The organism is Shewanella sp. K8 (assembly GCF_028823715.1).
Taxonomy (GTDB): domain Bacteria; phylum Pseudomonadota; class Gammaproteobacteria; order Enterobacterales; family Shewanellaceae; genus Shewanella; species Shewanella algae.
On sequence record NZ_JAPEHY010000039.1, the window covers coordinates 21,431 to 41,192 of the forward strand.

The following is a 19,762-nucleotide window of genomic DNA, read 5'->3' on the forward strand; positions in this document are numbered from 1 at the left end:
AAGTATGAAGATGCATATCAGCAAGACACCGCTGCTGGCAGCGATACTCCTGAGCCTCACGGGTTGCCAGGATGATGCCAAGGTAGAACAGAACCAGCAGCCCAAAAGCCTGACCTTGGCCATGGTGCCGCCCCAGACAAGCGATATCAAGGCTTCAGAAGAGCTAGATACAGGGCAATTGCCGCCCTTGAATACTTCCAGGGAAGATGTCAGCTTTGTCAGGGCGCTGTCAGGGGAGTATCAAGCCCAGCTGCCGGACAAATCCGCCAGTGCCAGCAGTGATGAATACTGGTTGATGGTTACAGGCGCCGAGCTTAACCAGGGCATAGAGCTGCCATTAACCCAAGGCAGCAGCGTTATCCGTCTGGCTCCTCGCTGGGATAAAAGCAGCGGCGCCCCGACTGCCCCCAAGAGCATTGCTCCGGACGCAGTTCAACTCAGCTCGGCCGCAGGCAAAACTGAGAACAAGCGTCTTATCCGCCGCGCCGTAGACTCTGAGTCTCTGGCCAGCGCCGGGATGGATGATGACTCCAGTGCCCTGTTGCTGAGCTCAGATATCAAGCCCGGTCTCTATCGCCTGCAGGTCGCCGCAGCGCTGACCGCCACTGACAACTATCTCGTCAATGTCAAAGAGAAAGGGTCTGCCTATCGTCTCAAGTTAAGCACCCCATCATCACTCGAGGCCAACACCCATCTCGAGTTGGAACTGGCGCTTGAGAACGATAAGGCCATGGGTTCACCTCGTTTAGCCCGTGCCCGGCTTCAGCAAGCAAGCGGCGAGCGAACCCCACTGCAACTCAGCCAAAGTGGCAACAGCTGGCGACTGCAAAATGAGCAGCTGCCCATGCCCTCAAGCAATGCGGGTTTCAGTGAATTGGTGGTCGATATTGAGACCCAGGTGGATAACACCTTGGTACGACGTACCGTCAAGACCGCCTTCAAGCAGTTCTATCCATCGGCGCGGCTGGCACCCGAAATCAAAGTTGGTTGGCAAAATGGTCTGCCAAGCGCCCTCAATTTTACGCTGGAGCTGGCCCAAAGTGGTCGTTTTGGGGTGTCGGCAATACTGACAGGGATGGACTCCCAGGGGCGGGAAATCGCCATACTGCAGAGTGAGACTGCGGCCTGGCTGACACAAGAGCAAAACAGTCTGCAGTTGCCTCTAAACCTTGAGCTAATCCAAAATTCGGGCTTAAAGCCGCCCTATGGTGTCAGGGCAGTTGAGCTCAAGGATATGGGGCAGATGGTGCGCTTGAGTTACCGCGACAAGGCGCTGAGTTTCGAAGCCCTTTAAGGCCAGCTTTCAGGCAGAGAGAAACTTATAGCCAGAAAGCAACTTATAGCCCAAAAGCAACAAAGCCCGATGCAGATGTCAGCATCGGGCTTTTTATTCTGCAGCTTGGCTTAACCGATTGCGCCTTTATAACCCCACTCTTTCAGCCAAGCTTTTGAATCAATGCCCTTCCATCGCATGCAACTTGGCCTGATAGCGTTTTTTCTGCTCGCCGTCACCGGCCAACGCCAACGCCTTTTGCAGATTGCTCTTCGCCCGGTCGGAGTCCCCTTTTGCCCAATAGGTTCTGGACAAACCAAAGTAAAACTCGTGGCGATAATCCGCCTTCTCAATCGCTCTTCGATACCAACTCAGCGCCTCATCATATTGATGATCCATGTAGGCTTGCTGCGCCATATCATAGTAGTAATAAGGATTCCGGATCCGGGCAAGCTCCAGTACCTTGTGCACTTCGGCCCATTCATCCAGTCTGTCCTGGCTGCTCAGCATGACCGCCAGGTTATAGAGGGTAGTCATGTTTTCCGGCTCAAGCGTCAACGCATAGCGGTAGACCCGCTCGGCCATCTGCTCCATGCCCCTGGCGCGATAAAGCACCGCCAGGCTGTTGAGCGCCGGAATAAACAGACTCTGCTGTTGCAAGCTCTTTTTCAGCAAGCCGTATGCGAGATCCCAATTCTCATTGATCAATGCCTCGGCCGCCGCATTGTTGTAATACATGGCGACCACAGTACCTTGGCTGATCTTATTGACCTTATAGCTGCGCACAGCACGCTCTGGCAGGAAATCCACCAGAATGGAACGCTCGGTGACATGGAAGACATGATTATTCTTGGGCGGGTATAGCTTGAGGTTGATATGACCATTGACCAGATAAAAGGCGCCTTGACGATCCCAGACCGGGGGCACTTCCACATCACGAAATTCAACCTCTATCCCCAGTTGTTGCGCCATGGCCGCCGCCAGGATCACCAGTGACATGCAGTTTCCGGCCCTGTCGTGAAAGGTTTCGGCGGCGGTGCGGGTGTAGTTGTCCTGATAGCGAAAGCCGCCCTTGTCGGCATGGATATAGTCAGCCAACCACTCGTGGGCCAACTCCTGATTGGACATGAGTGCACCGCGGCTATAGGCACCTCTGAGCAACTGCACCGCCTCGGGAGGCAAGGCGAATAACTCGGCGGGCTCGGGGATATTCCCAACCTCTTTGAATTGGTTATCCTGAAACAGGCTGCCAAGGGCCATCTTGCTTGGCACCGGTGTACTGCTGCAACCGCAAAATAGCAGCAGCAAAACCGCACCCAATAGGCGACTCAACATGGTAGCGGATAGAGCGCCAGAGAGAGCACGAGTGAGAGAGCCGGAGAAAGCGCTTGAGAAAGTGCCTGAGAACATAGGGCCTCCTGAGTTAAGGCTTCTTTACTGAAAGCTTAAGTCAGACTGGCCACTCCTGCCGCGCCAAAGGGTGACAAAATGTGAATATCCCCTAGTTCAAGCCTTCATTTCCGGGAGCGATAACTTCGGAACCCGGCTTGGGGATCCCTATATAGAGCTGCTGTTGCCGGTAAAGATAGGGGCGATAAAAATGGCCATCGCAGGAAAAGTAGCGATAGGGGCGCATGTAAGGAACACATATGGCAGGTAGGCTGCGCAGGATCTCCAGTTGTTGCTGCGAGCGCAGTAGTTCCTGCCACTCATGCTGACGCAGTAATTCATCCCTGACGGCAAAGGCATCGAAAGGCTCACTGGCATCACGAACCACCACTTGACCTGCCTCGGCATTGCCGAGCCACAGCAAGGTACTGCACAAAGTGCAGAGAAAAGTACCGGTCAGCTTCATTACACTGAGAGTCTTCATCGCCATCCCCTTAGGCTCCAGGCTGTTTCTGCTTTCAGTCTGCCCCCAAGAGCGTCTGTCATCAAGCGCCATAGCCCCAAAATGCGCTTTTCCTGGCCGACTCCCGCCAAGCCAGGTAACAACAAGGCCGGTAACCCCAAAGCCAGCTCTAACCAAAAGCCACCTCACAAGAGATGGCTTAAAGATTAAGGAAGCTTGCTTGATCTCTCAAGAACACTCATGGCCTCTCAGTTGGCGTTCTTGGCTTATCAATTGGCGTTCTTGACAGTCACAAACTCAGGATAGGCATCGATACCGCAATCCGACGCGTCCATACCGTTGTACTCTTCCTCTTCGGTCACCCGGATCCCCATGGTCACTTTCAAGGCGCCCCACACCAGCAATGACGCCAGAAACACCCAGGCAGAGATCACCGCAGCGCCAAACAGTTGCCCTGTCACACTGGCATCGGCATTGGACAGAGGCACCATCATCAAACCGAAGAAGCCGGCGACCCCGTGCACCGAGATAGCCCCGACAGGATCATCTATCTTGATGCGGTCAAAGCCCACGATGGAGAACACCACCAAACCGCCGGCTACCAGGCCTATCACACCCGCCATCGGCAGAGAGGGCGACAATGGATCGGCCGTGATAGCCACCAAACCAGCCAAAGTACCATTGAGTATCATGGTCAAGTCGGCCTTGCCCCACACCATCTTACAGACGATCAGTGCAGATACCGCGCCGAAGGCCGCCGCCGAATTGGTGTTGACGAAGACTTTGGCCACGGCGCTGGCATTTTCAGCATCAGAGACCAGTAACTGAGAACCACCGTTGAAACCAAACCAGCCCATCCAGAGGATAAAAGTCCCCAGGGTTGCCAGCGGCAGGTTGGATCCCGGGATAGGGTTAACCTGGCCATTGACGCCATATTTACCTTTACGGGCCCCCAGCAGCAAGACACCGGCCAAGGCTGCGGCCGCACCGGCCATATGCACTATGCCGCTACCGGCAAAGTCGACAAAGCCGGCTTCGGAAAGGAAACCACCGCCCCAGGTCCAGTAACCTTCCACTGGATAGATGACTGCCGTCATTACCAGGCTGAATGCCAGGAAAGCCCACAGGCGCATGCGCTCAGCCACGGCGCCGGAAACAATCGACATGGCTGTAGCCACAAATACCACCTGGAAAAAGAAATCAGACTCCAGCGCATGGTCGGCGTCGGCAGCTTGAGCTCCTATCAAGGTGCTGATGCTCGGCAGCCAGCCGCCCTCGCCATTGTCCACATACATGATGTTGTAACCCACAATCAGGTAGGTGATACAGGCGATTGAATAGAGACAGATGTTTTTGGTGAGTATCTCTGTGGTATTTTTGGAACGCACCAACCCGGCCTCCAGCATGGCGAAACCCGCCGCCATCCACATCACCAGCGCGCCGGAGATCAGAAAGTAAAAGGTGTCCAGCGCAAAACGCAGCTCTGTGACCGTAGTACCCAATTTGCTCAGTTCTTCCATCTTCTCCCCCTTACAGCGCTTCTGTATCTGTTTCACCCGTACGAATACGGATAACCTGTTCCAGATCTGTCACAAAGATCTTGCCGTCACCTATCTTGCCGGTATGAGCGGCATTGGTGATGACCTCCAGCAGGTGCTCAAGATTCTCCGCCTTGGTGGCTATCTCGAGCTTAACCTTGGGCAGAAAGTCCACCTGATACTCGGCTCCCCGATAGAGCTCTGTATGCCCCTTTTGTCGGCCAAAACCTTTGACTTCGGTGACCGTCATCCCCTCAATGCCTATGCCCGCAATCGCTTCGCGGACATCATCAAGCTTGAACGGCTTAATGATTGCGCTGACTAATTTCATCCAGACCTCCAGAATCGCCTTGCTGTATTGGTGTTATGCCAAAAGCAATTCAAGCATCAGGCCAAAATGTTAATTTTTTGTTTTATAAAGAGTTAGTTTTTACGGACCAGGTTAAGAGCTGCAGATATGCACCAATTAAGTGCAAGTAAGGCTTGGGCGCACAAAAAAAGCGCAATCATCTACGACCTAAGGCCTATTGGCTTAAGCCCTGTACTGACGTTAACTGAATGTCCTGTCGTTGACTGGAGAGAAAGAAGGACTCGTTTGCACCTGTCCTAAGACCAACCTAAAGGAGAACAAGATGTTAAAAGCGGAAGAATGTGTGCTGGTCATAGTGGATGTTCAGGGCAAACTGGCGCAGATAATGGACAAGAGTGAACAGCTGCATCAACAACTGGCCATGCTGATAGAAGGCACGGCTTTGTTTGATATCCCAGTGCTCTGGCTGGAACAGTTGCCGCAGAAGCTCGGCCCTACTACAGAGTCGCTGGCTGCCCTGCTATCCAAGACCACTTCGCCGATTGCCAAGCATCACTTCAGTGGCTGGCACTGCCCGGCGTTCCGTGAGGCACTGTTGAGCACGGGCCGCAAACAGGTACTGCTGGCCGGGATAGAGACACATGTCTGTGTCTATCAAACCTGTGGTGATCTTATCGAGCAGGGTTTCTATGTGCACTTGATAGCCGATGCCGTCAGCTCCCGCAGTGAAAGCAACAAACGCTTGGGAATAGAGATGATGAAGCAGCAGGGAGCCAGGCTCAACAACAGCGAGTCTTTACTGTTTGAACTGCAACATCAGGCAGAAGGTGAACGCTTTAAGGCTCTGCTTAAGCTGATCAAATAGGCCTGTAATCCTTCGCTGGCTACCACTGCTGGCTTGTAAGATAAAAAAATCCCCGCGGTGCGGGGATTTTTCATTTCGCTATGTTAACGACTGTTACTTGTAGGTTGCTTCACGCTTCTTGGCTTCAGCATCCCACTTAGGCAGAACATTTTTCTTGAAGTCTTCCTTGTCGGAAACCATCTTCTTCATGTCCATACCCAGAGCAGCCTGAGCCTTGGCCTTGGTGGAGATATCAGGCAGAGCGACAGGCTCAACGATACCTTTCTTGGCCAGCAGCTGCGCCAGTTTCACCCGGGCATTGGCAGCCTTGTCAACCGCAGTACCCAGTACCCGCAGCGCTTCATCAGGAGCGTGAGCCGCGACACCGTGAGAGGCGATAGCATAATCCCAGCGCCATTGAGCATGACGGATATCAGTCAGGATTGGCTTCATCTCGGCTTCTGTCGCACCGGCTTTCCAGGCGGCAGCAGCTTCGAAGTGTGCCTTGACGATTTGATCTTCAGCCTTCAGCTTCAGCTCTTTAACTTTGGCTTTACGCTCGGCAGTCAGGTTCTCCATAAACTCTTTGCTCTGTGTGTGGCACTGAGCACAGGTTTCTTCGAAGCGGTCGAAAGGATTACCCACTTTGTGATCGGTGAACTTACGACCCTTGTCGTTGGTTACTTTCGGCATGTGACAGTCAACACAGGTCACGTTGTTCTTACCGTGAACCCCCAGCTGCCAGGTTTCATAACCTGGGTGCTGTGCCTTCAGCATAGGAGTCTTGGACAGAGCGTGAGTCCAGTCGGCAAACTCGATGGCATCGTAGTAAGCTTCCATGGACTCCACTGTAGTGCCTTGATCCCATGGGAACTTAACAAAGCCCTTACGGCCTTCCACTTTCTCAAAGTAGTATTCTACGTGACACTGGCCACAAACCATGGATTGCTTGTCTTTGCGGGAAGCCTTATCAAATGGCGTACCCAGGGTCTCCATGGCGCGCTCGGCAAAAGGACGGCCCAAACGCAGCTTAGGCGAACCTTTCTCGTGACAATCGCCACAACCTATGGCGTTAACCACTTCAGGGCCACCTTTGGCCCACTTGCCGGTGAAGTAACCATCTTCACCTTGCTCTTCAATCAGGCGAGGTACATCCGGGCTCTTACAGCTCCAGCAAGCCATTGGCATTGGGCCATCTTCGGCACTCTTTGGCGCACCGGTACGCAGGGTGTTGCGCACATCGGTCACGGCATAAATGTGGCCACGAGGGGCATTGTAGTCCTTGGCGAAACCATAACCGGCCCACAGGATCACCAGGTTGGGATCTTCTGCCAATACGTCAACAATTTCAGAACTCTTTGCAGTGTCATGCCAACTGGCATACTGATTTTTGAACTTGTCTTTGTAGACTTCGTTGCGAGGCTCGGTCTTGTCACTCGCAAACGCACCGGCAGCCATTACGCTTGCCGCGACCAATGCACTGAGTGCAAAGGATTTTTGGCTTAATTTTTTCACCATCTCATCTCCGTGTTACTTTATCGTTATTTGCAATAACCACGACATCTCCAAGGTCAAAAGTAGCCGCTTGAATACGCCAAAAATATACCTCTTAGGGGGTATCCGGGGCGAAGTTTGCGCCAGATCAAAATGTGAAGGCGATGTTGTTCACATTTTTGTACTCTTGTTAATGTATTCAAGCGCTGGCTAATGTAGAACTCTGAGACCCAAGTCCTTTTTTATTCTCGACAATCTTATCGGCGCGTTTCCTTTCCGATAATCGAGAGTAACGCTGCAGGGACTGAGGAAACCTTAGCAAAAGTGAGTGAATATTTCATGAAACGAGGCAGTTTGACCTCTACCATTTTAGGCTTAATGCTGACCCTTATCCTGCTCTCAAGCGGTCTGGCCACTTTTGCCATTATCAATCTGTCTTACAGCCTGGGAGATGCCAGGGCGATCAACGCTTCCGGCTCACTGCGAATGCAGAGCTACCGGCTGATGTTTTATGCCAACTCCGGCAGTGAAGAAGCGCTGCAAAAAATTCGCGAATTTGAAAACACTCTCTACTCAGATGCCTTGGTACGCTCGATGGACTGGTCATCGCCGGCCAGGCTCGGGCAGCAATACCAACTGGTGATCAGCAAGTGGAAGGTCATGAAGTACTACATAGAGCAGGAAGACTCGCGCAACTATGCCTCCTCGCTGAAAGACTTTGTCGATACCATAGATTTGCTGGTATTGGAGATGGAGCACCATGCCGCCTTCAAACTAAGATTGCTGGCCGTCAGCCAGATAGTGGGCTTGGGGTTAATGCTGTTGATTGCCTTTATCGCCGTGCGCTTTACCAAACGCAAGGTGGTGGTACCGCTGCAACAGATGATGGAATCGGCCAACACTATTTCCAAGGGTAACTTTGCCGTCGAAATGCCGAAGACGGAATATATTGAGCTCAGCGCTCTTTCCGATGCCCTCGACAGTACGGCTCAGGAACTGGCAACTCTCTACGGCAACCTGGAAACTCAGGTGAAAGAGAAGACCCTGGCTTTGACCCGTGCCAACCGTGAGCTCAAGTTTCTTTATGACAATCTGGTGTTGCTGCATTCGGGCAAACTCAATTTCGAGGTGATGCGGCAGTCGCTGCTGCAACTCAAGGAGTATGAGCACCTGCAACATCTGCGGCTGATTATTCAGCAGGATGAAGATGCCATGGAGGTAATCGCCACCGACGAGGATATCTGGCCGCAATCCGGACAGACCATGCAGTTTCCGCTCAAATTTGAACAACAGGAACTCGGCTTTCTGGAAGTGATAGGCGAGCACGATATCAATGTGCCTCTGTTTGAAAACTTCGCCATCATGCTGGCTCGCTCGATAGTGATTCACAACGCCTCCGAACAACGCCAACAGTTGGCCCTGCTGGAAGAGCGGGCGGTTATCGCCAGGGAGCTGCACGATTCTCTCGGGCAACTGCTGTCCTTCCTGAAAATCCAGATAAGTTTGCTGCGTAAAGGCCTCGACCAGAGCTGCAAAAGCCCGGCGGTGACCCAACAGCTCGAAGAACTCAATGAGGGGGTGACCACAGCCTACGCCCAGCTCAGAGAACTGCTGTCTACCTTCCGCCTGACCGTTAAAGAACCCAATCTCCGCAACGCCCTCGAGGCCATGCTGGAGCAACTGCGCAGCCAAACAGACACGGAGCTGGAACTCAGCTATCGCCTGCCGCCGCAGTTACTGGCGGCGCACCAACATATTCACATTCTGCAGCTCACCCGAGAAGCCACCCTCAATGCCATTAAACATGCAAATGCGAGTCGTATTTGTATCAGCTGCGAAAAGAACTCTGATAACATGGTGGTTATCAGTGTCGAAGACAACGGCATAGGCCTGGCGCATATCAAGGAAAGGGATCAACATTTCGGCATAGGGATAATGCACGAACGAGCCAGCCGCCTCTCGGGTATGGTTGAATTTTCCAGCAATGCGTCGGGAGGCACCAGTGTTGTCCTGACTTTCCCACCTCAGCAGGAGCCACATCATGGGTAAACCTTATTCAGTTCTGGTAGTCGATGACCATCCCTTACTGCGTCGCGGTATCTGTCAGTTACTGGCATCCGATCCTGACTTTAGTCTCTTCGGTGAAGCCGGTACCGGGCTCGACGCCTTGGCGGCTACCGCCGAAAACGAGCCGGACATTATCCTGCTGGATCTGAATATGAAAGGCATGACGGGTCTCGATACCCTGAACGCCCTGCGTCAGGAGGGAGTCACCTCCAGAATCGTTATCCTGACGGTTTCCGATGCCAAACAGGATGTTATCCGTTTGCTGCGAGCCGGCGCCGATGGTTACCTGCTCAAGGATACCGAACCCGATCTGCTGCTTGGGCAGCTGAAAGAAGCCATGTCCGGCCACCGAGTGATCAGCGCCGAAGTGGAAGACTATCTGTTTGAATTGAAAAATGCCGCCGACGAAGAAGCCTGGCTCGACAGCCTGACACCAAGAGAGTTGCAGATACTGCAGCATCTGGCTGAAGGCCAGAGCAACAGGGTGATCTCCGAAGAACTGCATATCAGCGAAGGCACGGTCAAGGTGCATGTCAAAAACCTGCTTCGCAAGGCCAATGCCAAGTCCCGCACCGAAATGGCTGTGCGTTATCTCAACCGTTAAGCCACGAAAAAGGGACGCCACTGCGTCCCTTCTCATTGCTGCCAATGCCGCTTGTTCAGCGACTCTGGTGCAGAAAGTCACACCAACTCTCAAGCACATCCTGAAAGTCTTCCAGGCCGCACCAGGCTTCTGACTCGGCATCATAAAGGGAGAGGGACTCATCCAACTCCTGACTCTCACCGAATTCGAGCACATTGGCGTAAACCCGCACCTGCTCCTGATCCAGTTGCAGCGTCAGATCCTGGCCAATCAACTGCCATTCGCGAATGCGCCCTGACTGTAAATCCGCCAATGCCTGTTTGACCTGAGTGCAGATCTCGGCGTTATCCGCCAACTCTTCAGAGAACCATTGCCCCAGTACATGATGCTCCATACTGAAGCGGGCCATTGCGGTTCCCGTCAGTGAATTGCGCCGAAATTCGTATTCCATGGTGCCACTTCTTTTGCTGTAATCAAACCTATCCTAATTTTAACCCAGAGCCCAGGGGATTGCCCATAGTTATGCCTGGGCTTTACTTTCTATCGTAATATCATTCCCTATAGATGTTTGACTTGCTCAGAACTGTGTCAACCATTGGGGTTCAAGCCAGATTGGCGATGGCATAGTGATGCTACGGTGAGACAAGTTGGTGTAGTCATCTGGTGGCTGACAAGCTCCCCAAGGTCGAGTTGAAAAAGCACGTATGCGGCGCAAGCCAATGTCGCTTTATCCCGATATCCTATTACTTTACTTGCCTGCCCAGCTTTTCATCGTCACTGAGTGAGTAAATTCCTATGCCCAGTGGTATAACTAGGTTAGCTTGAACTAAAGCAAACCTATGAGAGTGAATCTATGGCCGAAAAACAATTTTGTGCCTTGCTGCTCAGCGGGGAGATGGCAGGCAAGGAGTTGACGCAGCAACAGGTCAGCGACTGGCGCCCGGAGCAGGGCATACTCTGGCTGCATCTGGACTATAAGAAGAAATCCAACCGTCAGTGGTTGCAACAACACAGCGGCCTGGACGCGCTGGAAGTGGCAGCACTGTTGGCGCAGGACACTCGCCCCAGGGTGGTACAATCCGGCCAGGGTTTCCTGCTGGCGCTCAGAGGGGTCAATCACAACCCCGGGGCCGACCCTGAAGACATGGTGTCGATACGCCTCTACCTGGACAATCACAGAATTATCAGCACCAGCAGTCGCGAGCTGTTATCGGTCAAAGACATCATCCAGAGAGTCAGCCAGGGAGCTGGCCCCGGCAATACCGGGGAGTTTTTGCTGACGCTGACGCAGCGTCTCACCCAACGTAAGACGGAGTTTATCGACCGGCTGGAAGAAACTGTCGACGATCTGGAAGACAAGGTCATGGCCGGTAACGACAGGGATCTACGCAGCGATATCGCCGAGCTCAGGCGCCAGATAGTGGTGGTCCGGCGCTACCTGGCGCCGCAGCGGGAAGCCTTTAGCCGCCTGCTGGCAGACTCGGCCAAGGTATTTGATGAACAGCAGCGGCTTAAATTCAACGAAATCAATGATCAACTCATTCGCTGCATCGAAGATCTGGACGCAATCAGAGACAGGGCCAGCGTCACCCAGGAAGAGTTGCAAAACCGTCAGGCCGAGGCCGTCAATCGCCGCCTCTATTTCCTGTCGCTGATCAGCGCCGTCTTTCTGCCACTGGGTTTTCTTACCGGTCTGCTCGGGGTCAATATCGCCGGGATCCCGGGCGCCGATGTTGGCTGGGCCTTCGGAGCCTTTTGCCTGTTCCTGTTGCTATTGGTAGGGGGACAGTTGTGGCTGTTCTATCGTTATAAATGGCTTTAGGGTCAATGCCCTAGAAGTGGCTGTAAAAAGAAAGGACGCCGGCGGCGTCCTTTTCAATATCGGGTATCCACTTTCCGTGAAACAAGGGATTACTTGGCAGAAGCCTCGGCTTCGGTAGGCTCTACGGGTGCATCGGCCTTCTTGACTTTGAGCAACTCGACTTCAAAGATGAGTGTGGAATTGGCAGGAATAGTGCCCATATCACGCTCGCCATAGGCCAGCTCTGATGGGATAACGAAGCGATACTTGGCACCGACCGGCATCAACTGTACACCTTCGGTCCAGCCCGGGATCACCCGGTTCAGAGCAAATTCTGCCGGTTCACCGCGGGAGTAGGAGCTGTCAAACTCAGTGCCGTCAATCAGAGTACCACGGTAGTGAACAGTCACTATATCTTCGGCGGCTGGCTTCTCACCCTCGCCTGGAGTCAATACTTCATACTGCAGACCTGACTCAGTGGTGATCACACCCTCTTTGGCCTTGTTCTGTTCCAGATAAGCCTTGCTTTCCTGCATCGACTTGGCCGCCATCTCCTGAACCTTGGCCATACGTTTTTCATTCAGCTTCTGGTCCAGACCTTCAAGCACTTTCTGCACCTCGTCTTCAGTTAGTTGCAGCTCGTCTTTCAGCCCCTGTTGGAAACCTGTCACAATCAAAGCACGATCGACTGAGAAACCCAGCTCTTCCTGCTCCTTGATATGGCCGGCCATGTAGCGGCCAATAGAGGCACCCACGCTATAGGCTTCTTTCTGCTCGACAGAGCTCAGTTCCACTTTGTCGGCACTCGCTGTTTTTTGTTCTTGGTTACAGGCGGAAAGGCCGATCAGAGCCAGTGCGACCAGTGAAATTTTGTAAATCGGTTTCATTAAAGGCATCCTCAGGATCTTCAAATGGTTACAATTAACCCAAAATATGTAAGACGACTCACTTTATACCAGTTAACTTTGAGATACAAAGCAGATTATCCATACTGGTTAACAAGGGAAAGCGGCCGACAAACCGATAACCCTTACATGGAAGCGACAGCGTTTTACCCTTACTCAAAATGACAAGTCGAGGCGGTATAAGTTCATGGCAATAAACAGATTGCTACTTATTTGCACGCTCAGTTTTACTTTGCTTGGCCTTGGTGCCTGCCATCCAGGCCCCAATAGCAGCCAATCCCTGGCGGCCGATCCCAGCTACAGCGCCAGCCTCTCTGCCGATGGCCGCTACGCTTTGATAAGCAGCCAGGAGGGGATCAAGCTTTGGGATCTCAAACAAGGCGCGGTCAAGTATCAGTGGGCTCAAGGCAGTGAAGCCAATGATGTCATCGCCACAGATATCTCGGCCAATGGAGAATATGCGGTGACGTTAAGCCGCGATTCAGTTGCACTGTGGAAAATCGCCGACGGCCGGGCGGCGGGTTGGTGGTCACTGCCGGCAGTAGCCCAGACTGTGGCCGTGGCCGACAACGGCCAGTTGCTGGTAGGGCTGGCCGATGGCGCGGTGATGTCGCTGACCCCGACCACAGGTGTGCTGGTGAAATTTCTTGGCCACAGCGAAAAGGTCAACAGCGTTGCCCTCTCTGCCGATGGCCGCCTGGCATTGACCGGCGCCAACGATGCCACCGCCCTGCTGTGGCGCACCCAAGATGCTCAGGTACTGAGGCGCTGGCAGATGGACTCCAGGGTACTGAAGGTTGCCCTCAGCCGCAGCGGTAACCTTAGTTTAGTGTCCGACAGTACCGGCAATGCCGACATTTGGCACAATGACTCAGGGAAACTGGCCAGCTCGCTGGCGATAGTCCGGCGGCAAATGAACTTTTCGGCAGCGCGCTTTATCCAACAGGAGCAGGCCTTGTTGACCGGTACGCCGGCCAGAGAATTGAGTCTGTGGCAGGTCGATTCGGGGAAAAAAGTCGCCAACTGGCAAGTTTCACTGCCAAAAAAGCCTTTGCCCCAAAGCGCCGTAGTATACTCAGTGTCTGAATCCGACAACGGCCAACTTCAGAGTATCAGCAGTGCCAGCTTGCTGGAACGCTGGTCGGCGCCAACACAGAGGTAAGTAATGCAAGCAATCCCGGACAGGATCGAAGAGCTCGAAACCAAGCTGTCATTTCAGGAAGCCACACTGGAAGAATTGAGTCAGGAGATTTTCGAACTCAATAAAGTCGTGGCCGAGCAGCAGTTTCAGATCCAGTTGTTAATCGGTAAACTCAAAGCGGTAGAACCGAGCAATATCGCGTCTCAATCGGAAGAAACGCCGCCGCCTCACTACTGAGTCGAATAAAGGGGGATAAGGATGTTAGCCATAGCAACCTACGGAGAACGTATTCTGGGACAGGCTGCCCAGCCGGTTCAACTGTTCGATGAACCTTTGTCAGCCCTGGCCGAGAAAATGCTCGAGACCATGAAACTGGCACAGGGCGTAGGCATAGCCGCGCCTCAGGTAGGCCAAGGTATCCGCTTGTTTATTATGGCATCCCATCCCAACGACAGATATCCGGATGCGCCTTTGATGGCGCCCCAGGTGGTGATCAACCCGCAGATACTCAAACGCTCAGGCAAGATGCTGGCCGGAGAAGAAGGTTGCCTGTCTCTGCCCGGTGAAAGAGTACAGATTCTGCGCCATGAAAGCATTGAGGTACGTTATCAGGATCTCAGCGGCGAGTGGCAGCAAGAATGGTTACAGGGCTTTGTCGCGCGCATTTTTCAGCATGAATATGATCATCTGGAAGGGCTCACCTTGAGAGAACGACTGGAGATCCAAAACCAAGGAGCCGACTCTTGAAGTCAGGCAAGTTACTGCTGCCACTGTTGTTGTCATTGAGCCTTACTGGCTGCGCCTTCAACAGTGTATTGGTCAACTATCCATCCCAACTGGCCGGCGTTCGCGCCGAACTCAACTCATCAATGCCGGGCAATGCCGCCAAGGAGTTGGCAGGCGGGATCAACAGCCGAGATGGCCTGCTCTATGCCCAGGAAGCGGGGCGCGCCGCGCAGATAAGCGGCGATTTCACCGCCAGCAAAGACTATTACCAAAGCGCCATAGCCGCCTATCAGGCATTCGACGACAAGGCCAAGCTCAGTTTGTCCGAGCTGGGTTCACAGGGCGGCAGCCTGCTGCTGAACGACAATATCATTCCCTATCGTGGTCCCGGGTATGAGCGCATCATGCTGCACCAATATCAGGCTCTCAATTATCTGTTTGCCGGCGATGCCGAAGGCGCGTTGGTGGAGGTGCGTCGCAGCAATGAACTGCAATCGCTGGAACAGCAAAGGTACGAGAAATCCAGCAGCGCTGTGCAGCAGATGGCCAACGGCACTATCAGCGCTGAAATGGATAAACTGGGCAAGGCGGCCGGCAGTGTCACCAGCTCGTTTTTGAACGCCTACAGTTACTACACCACAGGGGTACTGCACGAAATCCTTGGTGAGCGCAACGATGCCTTTATCGACTATCGCAAGGCGGCGCAGATTATGCCGGATAATCCTTATTTGCAGCAGGATCTGGTGCGCTTGGCCAAAGAGCTTGCCATGCCTCAGTATGATGAGTTCAAACGCCGTTGGGGAGAAGCGCCCACGCCCGCCAAGGGGCAAGGCCAGGTCATCTTGCTGCTGGAGCGTGGCTTTGTGCCCACCAAGGAGAGCCTAACAGTTCCCTTCACCATTCACGGCAACTGGCAAACTGTCTCTCTGCCCACCTATATGCCATCCAGAGTGCCGGTAAGCAGTGCCCATATCCGCGGCTTGTCAAAACCTATGACCGCAGCCCCGATAGCCAACATAGATGCCTTGGCCATCACGGCGCTCAAGGAGGAACTACCCTATCTGCTGGTGCGCCAGGCCGCCAGGGTCTATGCCAAGTCGGAAATGGCCCGCAAGGCCGAACGCAAAGACGGTTCGGACCTTGGGGTGATAGCCATGCAGATATTCAACGTGGTCACAGAGCAAGCCGATCGCCGCAGTTGGCTCACGTTACCTAGGCAGGCACAGATAGCAAGGCAGTTTGTCGATGCCGGCAGCTATCAACTAACCCTGGACAATCAGGGCACGGAAATTCAGGTTGAGAGTGGCAAGACCACTCTGGTCTGGGCAATAGACACTGGCAATGTCACACGTTTTTATACAAAATTGATTTGATAACCTTGAAATGGAACTGACTATGAAACACTTGAAGCTGATACTGATACTGGCAATGGCTATGGGCATGGCAGCCTGTCAATCCAAAGTGGAATACGGTGATGCCACTGAGGTAGAGACAGTGAATGAAAACTTCGGTTCGACAGATCTGCAAGCCATTGCCGCCAAAATGGTCGACAGCATGCTGACTTTCCCGCCTGTGGTGGCCATGACAGCCAACGACAGACCTATCATCTTTGTCGACAAGATCAAGAACAAGACCTCTGAGCATATAGATACTGAGTCAGTGACCGACTCCATCAGCAACAAGCTGCTGCGCTCAGGCAAGTTCCGTTTTATCGATATGACCAAGGTGGATTCAGTGCGCAAGCAACTGGACTACCAGAACAACGCCGGCATGGTTGACCCATCCACCGCCATCAAGTTCGGTCGTCAGATAGGCGCTCAATACATGCTCTACGGCAACCTTTCCAGCATAGTCAAACAAGATGGCAGCACCCGTGATGTCTACTACAAGATGACCATGCGCCTGATGGATCTGGAAACCGGCTTGATCGAATGGTCCGATGAAAAAGAGATCCGCAAAGTGAAGTCCAAGTCCTTCCTCGGGCTCTAACCAAGCATCACACTCCTTCCCAAAAGCCGCTGTCACAGCGGCTTTTTTGTAACATTTCTCCTTTGTTCTTTGTCGGCAAATAGCGTAATTTATGCCGCGGGCGCCAAGCCTGACAGGGTATTAACTTAAGGCGTATCCCTCCCTTTCATTCCTGTTGTGAGGGAAAACACCGACACCCAATGGTAAAACAATAAAAAGCAAGGAATCTGTTTGTGAAATCTCTTCCCCGGTTGTTTGGTCTCAGCCTGTTGGCTGCCGGACTGCTATCACTCAGCGGCTGCAGCAGCACTCAATCCTCTGCAGGTGTGCGGGATGGCAGCGGTTATATCAGTGAGCAACAGGCGATGGCCCGCTCTGCCAGAGTCAGCAATGTCAGCTATGAACTGGACTTTACCTTGGATGGCAGCGAGCGATTTGCCAACCGCACCCTGGTACGTTTCAGTCTCAGCGATAACCAACAGCCCCTGACATTGGACTTGAGCAAGGCGCAGATCACCAGCCTTAAGATCAACGGCCACAGGCTCTATCCCAAATACAATGGCGCCTATCTGGAGATCAGTGCCAAGTTGCTGCTCAAAGGCGACAATGAGATAGAAGTCAGCTTCACACGCCAGCATTCCAGCAATGGTGAAGGGCTGCACCGCTTTGTGGATCCCGTCGATGGCAAGGTCTATCTCTACTCCCACTTTGAGCCCGCCGCCGCGCAGCAGATGTTTGCCGTATTCGACCAACCGGATCTCAAGGCCAGCTACAAGTTAACTGTCAGAGCCCCCAAAGACTGGCAGGTGATCAGCGCCACCCAAGAATTGAGTGTGACCCCGGAGGGTGACAACCAGCTGTGGCAGTTTCCGGCAACACCCAAGTTGAGCCCCTACAACTTTTCCATGCATGCAGGCCCTTACCATGTCTGGCAAGACAACAGCGGCAAATACCCCATGCGCCTGTTTGCCCGCCAATCAGTGGCGGCCCAGGTCAATGCCACCGACTGGTTCAGATACACAGACGCCGGGCTTAAGTTTTTTGACGACTATTTCGGTATCGACTACCCCTTTAAAAAATACGATCAACTGCTGGTGCCTGACTTCCTCTATGGTGCCATGGAAAATGCCGCCGCCATCACCTTTGCCGAAGGGCGTTTTCTTGGCAGTGGTGAGATGACAGCTAATCAGCGCCAGCGCTTGGCGTCGGTGATCATGCATGAAATGGCGCACCAGTGGTTTGGCGATCTGGTGACCATGAAATGGTGGAACGGTTTGTGGCTCAATGAAAGCTTCGCCTCCTTCATGGGCATGCTGGCGAGCGCCGAAGCCACTGAGTTTGACAACACCTGGCGCAGTTTTTACGCCAGGGGCAAACAGAGTGCCTATCAGCAGGACTCTGGCGTTACCACCCATCCGATAGAAGTGCCTGTGGCCAGTAGTGCCAACGCCTTCGATAATATCGACGCCATCACTTACCAGAAAGGGGCCGCGGTTCTCATTCAACTGCGCCACCTGCTTGGGGAGCAAACCTTCCGCCGTGGCGTCAGTGAATACCTCAAACGCTACTCCTGGCAAAACGCCACACTGGAAGACTTCATTACCAGTCTCGGCCAGGCCGCCAAGCGGGATCTGAGCCAATGGACCCGGGATTGGCTCTACAGCGCCGGTGTCAACAGCCTCAAGGCCGAGTTCCAGTGCCAAGATGGCCGCATTAGTGAATTTGCCCTGTTGCAGTCGGCAAGCGATCCGGCCTACCCGACTCTAAGAGAGCAAAAAGTTCAGTTGGCCTTACTGAGCAAGGGCCGCCATGAGATGCACCTGCTGCAAACTCTGGCCGTTACCTACCAAGGTGAAAAGACCTTGGTGCCGCAACTTAAAGGCGCGTCCTGTCCTGATTTGGTTTATCCCAACTATCAGGACTGGGGCTATGTCAAAGTCGAGCTCGACCCACGCTCGTTCGATACCGCCTTCAATCACCTGGCCAAGGTAGAAGATCCCCTGCTGCGCGCGATGCTCTGGCAAAGCCTGTGGGACAGTGTCCAGAGCGGTAAGTTGCCCTTGAACAAGTATCTGGAAACAGTGCTTATCAATGCTCCCAAAGAGAGCGATTACACCCTGCTGGGGCAAATTCTCGGCAATATGCGCTACAGCAAGGCCTTGCTCGAGTCGATGGCTCCCATTCACTCGGCCTATGCCGAGCGCGCCATCAGAGCGCTGGCGCAGATGAGCCTGCGTCTGACCATGCAAAACGCGGATAATAAAGATCTGCAGCGGCGCTGGTTCGATGCCTATGTGGACTTTGCCCGCGACGGGGACTCGCTGGATCACCTGCTGTCACTGCTGCAAGGCCACAGCAAGATAAAGGGAGTGGAGCTGGATCAAGATACCCGCTGGCAGCTTATCTATCAGTTGAACCGTTACGATTACCCCACCAGCAAACTTCTGCTGCAGCAAGAAGCCAAGCTTGATAACAGCGACTCGGGGCAAAAGGCAGCCATCGCCGCCGAAGTAGTGCGCCCGGAAACCGCCGGTAAACGCCGCTGGCTGGAGAAAATCAACCATTCGGCGCTGCCGTTTGCCAAGCTGAGGGTGGCAATGGAAAACCTCTATCCCAGCAGCCAAGGGCAACTCCAGGCCAGCACCGCAGAGCAGCGCTTGAGTCAGCTGGCCACCCTGGACGCCGAAAAAGGCCCGGTATTTATGCGCAGTTACGCACCGGCATTATTACCGCGTCAATGCAGTCACGCCTCAGTGCTGCAGCTCGAAAAAGCCTTACAGGCCAACCCTGAGCTATCGGCCATGACCCAGCGTAATCTCAAGCAAGCCATAGAGAGAGAGCAGCGCTGCGTACTGATAAAAGATACCCTGAAACCTTAGCCGAAAGACAGAACAAGGGCCTCAATGAGGCCCTTGATTTTCCTGTCCCCCTATACTGTGCCAGAATGTTCAACATGCTTAACACCAAGGAGTCGTTATGGGATTAATCAGTCTGATGCTTGTGATAGTCATAGGCATCTTTGCCGTGATACTCATCAAGGATTACAACCGCAAGCAGCAATACCACCAAAATGGCGAAGTTGAAAAACTGCAACGGGAAGTGGATGAATTGAGGCAGCGAATTGCCAATCTGGAAACCATAGTCACGGACAAAAGCTACGATCTGAAGGACAAGATCAATCGGCTCTAAGGGCTAACGCAATAGGTTTCTCTTCAGTATATCCGGAACAAGATACTGTATTAATTAAGTTAATTGTCATG

General features: G+C 53.3%; 19 protein-coding genes. 12 read left to right on the plus strand and 7 right to left on the minus strand.

Going from position 1 to position 19,762, the window contains the following annotated elements:
- Positions 1–4 precede the first annotated feature (4 nt).
- A complete protein-coding gene (locus ON072_RS17935) occupies positions 5–1,294 on the plus strand; it encodes a DUF4785 domain-containing protein (protein WP_274626127.1) in 1,290 nt (429 codons plus the stop codon).
- 159 nt (positions 1,295–1,453) lie between these two features.
- Here ON072_RS17935 and ON072_RS17940 read toward each other — a convergent pair whose 3' ends face one another.
- The 4 genes from ON072_RS17940 to glnK all read right to left on the minus strand — a co-directional run bounded on the left by ON072_RS17940 (position 1,454) and on the right by glnK (position 4,994).
- A complete protein-coding gene (locus tag ON072_RS17940; RefSeq protein ID WP_144132788.1) occupies positions 1,454–2,608 on the minus strand; it encodes a hypothetical protein in 1,155 nt (384 codons plus the stop codon).
- A 166-nt stretch (positions 2,609–2,774) separates the two neighbouring features.
- A complete protein-coding gene (locus ON072_RS17945; RefSeq protein ID WP_229672016.1) occupies positions 2,775–3,146 on the minus strand; it encodes a hypothetical protein in 372 nt (123 codons plus the stop codon).
- Positions 3,147–3,394: 248 nt separating this feature from the next.
- Positions 3,395–4,645: an ammonium transporter gene (locus ON072_RS17950; protein ID WP_144217936.1), complete on the minus strand. Its 1,251-nt coding sequence runs from the start codon at positions 4,643–4,645 to the stop codon at positions 3,395–3,397.
- Between the two features lie 10 nt (positions 4,646–4,655).
- Positions 4,656–4,994: a P-II family nitrogen regulator gene (gene glnK, locus ON072_RS17955; RefSeq protein ID WP_025011521.1), complete on the minus strand. Its 339-nt coding sequence runs from the start codon at positions 4,992–4,994 to the stop codon at positions 4,656–4,658.
- Between the two features lie 301 nt (positions 4,995–5,295).
- Here glnK and ON072_RS17960 point away from each other — a divergent pair, with 301 nt between their 5' ends.
- Complete coding sequence (locus ON072_RS17960) at positions 5,296–5,838, plus strand: hydrolase (protein WP_044733845.1); 543 nt, start codon at positions 5,296–5,298, stop codon at positions 5,836–5,838.
- A 93-nt stretch (positions 5,839–5,931) separates the two neighbouring features.
- On the opposite strand, the gene nrfA is transcribed toward ON072_RS17960, so the two are convergent.
- On the minus strand, positions 5,932–7,335 hold the full coding sequence (gene nrfA / locus ON072_RS17965) for an ammonia-forming nitrite reductase cytochrome c552 subunit (RefSeq protein WP_062793833.1): 1,404 nt from the start codon (positions 7,333–7,335) through the stop codon (positions 5,932–5,934).
- A 315-nt stretch (positions 7,336–7,650) separates the two neighbouring features.
- Here nrfA and narQ point away from each other — a divergent pair, with 315 nt between their 5' ends.
- Entirely contained in the window at positions 7,651–9,360 is a 1,710-nt protein-coding gene (gene narQ / locus ON072_RS17970) for a nitrate/nitrite two-component system sensor histidine kinase NarQ (protein WP_028780137.1), read from the plus strand.
- Positions 9,353–9,982 (plus strand): response regulator, encoded by a 630-nt coding sequence (locus ON072_RS17975; RefSeq protein ID WP_025011524.1) that lies wholly within the window; start codon positions 9,353–9,355, stop codon positions 9,980–9,982. Before narQ ends, ON072_RS17975 begins: the two co-directional genes overlap by 8 nt.
- A gap of 55 nt (positions 9,983–10,037) precedes the next feature.
- Here the strand turns inward: ON072_RS17975 and ON072_RS17980 are convergent, their stop codons facing one another.
- Positions 10,038–10,412 (minus strand): YacL family protein, encoded by a 375-nt coding sequence (locus ON072_RS17980; protein WP_107006053.1) that lies wholly within the window; start codon positions 10,410–10,412, stop codon positions 10,038–10,040.
- Between the two features lie 402 nt (positions 10,413–10,814).
- Between ON072_RS17980 and ON072_RS17985 the strand changes: the two genes are divergently transcribed.
- Complete coding sequence (locus tag ON072_RS17985) at positions 10,815–11,783, plus strand: zinc transporter ZntB (RefSeq protein ID WP_208155797.1); 969 nt, start codon at positions 10,815–10,817, stop codon at positions 11,781–11,783.
- A gap of 89 nt (positions 11,784–11,872) precedes the next feature.
- On the opposite strand, the gene fkpA is transcribed toward ON072_RS17985, so the two are convergent.
- The gene (gene fkpA / locus ON072_RS17990) at positions 11,873–12,649 is read right to left on the minus strand and encodes an FKBP-type peptidyl-prolyl cis-trans isomerase (protein ID WP_274626128.1); all 777 of its coding nucleotides are present in this window, start codon (positions 12,647–12,649) and stop codon (positions 11,873–11,875) included.
- Between the two features lie 205 nt (positions 12,650–12,854).
- Here fkpA and ON072_RS17995 point away from each other — a divergent pair, with 205 nt between their 5' ends.
- The 7 genes from ON072_RS17995 (at position 12,855) to ON072_RS18025 (ending at position 19,691) form a co-directional block, all read left to right on the plus strand.
- On the plus strand, positions 12,855–13,829 hold the full coding sequence (locus ON072_RS17995; protein ID WP_025011528.1) for a WD40 repeat domain-containing protein: 975 nt from the start codon (positions 12,855–12,857) through the stop codon (positions 13,827–13,829).
- A 3-nt stretch (positions 13,830–13,832) separates the two neighbouring features.
- Positions 13,833–14,045 carry a SlyX family protein gene (locus ON072_RS18000; protein ID WP_107006056.1) on the plus strand — a complete coding sequence of 71 codons (213 nt, stop codon included), beginning with the start codon at positions 13,833–13,835 and terminating at the stop codon, positions 14,043–14,045.
- 21 nt (positions 14,046–14,066) lie between these two features.
- Positions 14,067–14,555: a peptide deformylase gene (gene def, locus ON072_RS18005; RefSeq protein ID WP_107006057.1), complete on the plus strand. Its 489-nt coding sequence runs from the start codon at positions 14,067–14,069 to the stop codon at positions 14,553–14,555.
- Positions 14,552–15,907 (plus strand): COG3014 family protein, encoded by a 1,356-nt coding sequence (locus ON072_RS18010; RefSeq protein ID WP_107006058.1) that lies wholly within the window; start codon positions 14,552–14,554, stop codon positions 15,905–15,907. Before def ends, ON072_RS18010 begins: the two co-directional genes overlap by 4 nt.
- A 22-nt stretch (positions 15,908–15,929) precedes the next feature.
- Positions 15,930–16,523 (plus strand): penicillin-binding protein activator LpoB, encoded by a 594-nt coding sequence (gene lpoB / locus ON072_RS18015; protein ID WP_170946744.1) that lies wholly within the window; start codon positions 15,930–15,932, stop codon positions 16,521–16,523.
- 212 nt (positions 16,524–16,735) lie between these two features.
- On the plus strand, positions 16,736–19,381 hold the full coding sequence (pepN, locus tag ON072_RS18020; RefSeq protein ID WP_274626129.1) for an aminopeptidase N: 2,646 nt from the start codon (positions 16,736–16,738) through the stop codon (positions 19,379–19,381).
- A 97-nt stretch (positions 19,382–19,478) separates the two neighbouring features.
- The gene (locus tag ON072_RS18025; RefSeq protein ID WP_025886971.1) at positions 19,479–19,691 is read left to right on the plus strand and encodes a hypothetical protein; all 213 of its coding nucleotides are present in this window, start codon (positions 19,479–19,481) and stop codon (positions 19,689–19,691) included.
- Positions 19,692–19,762: the final 71 nt, after the last annotated feature.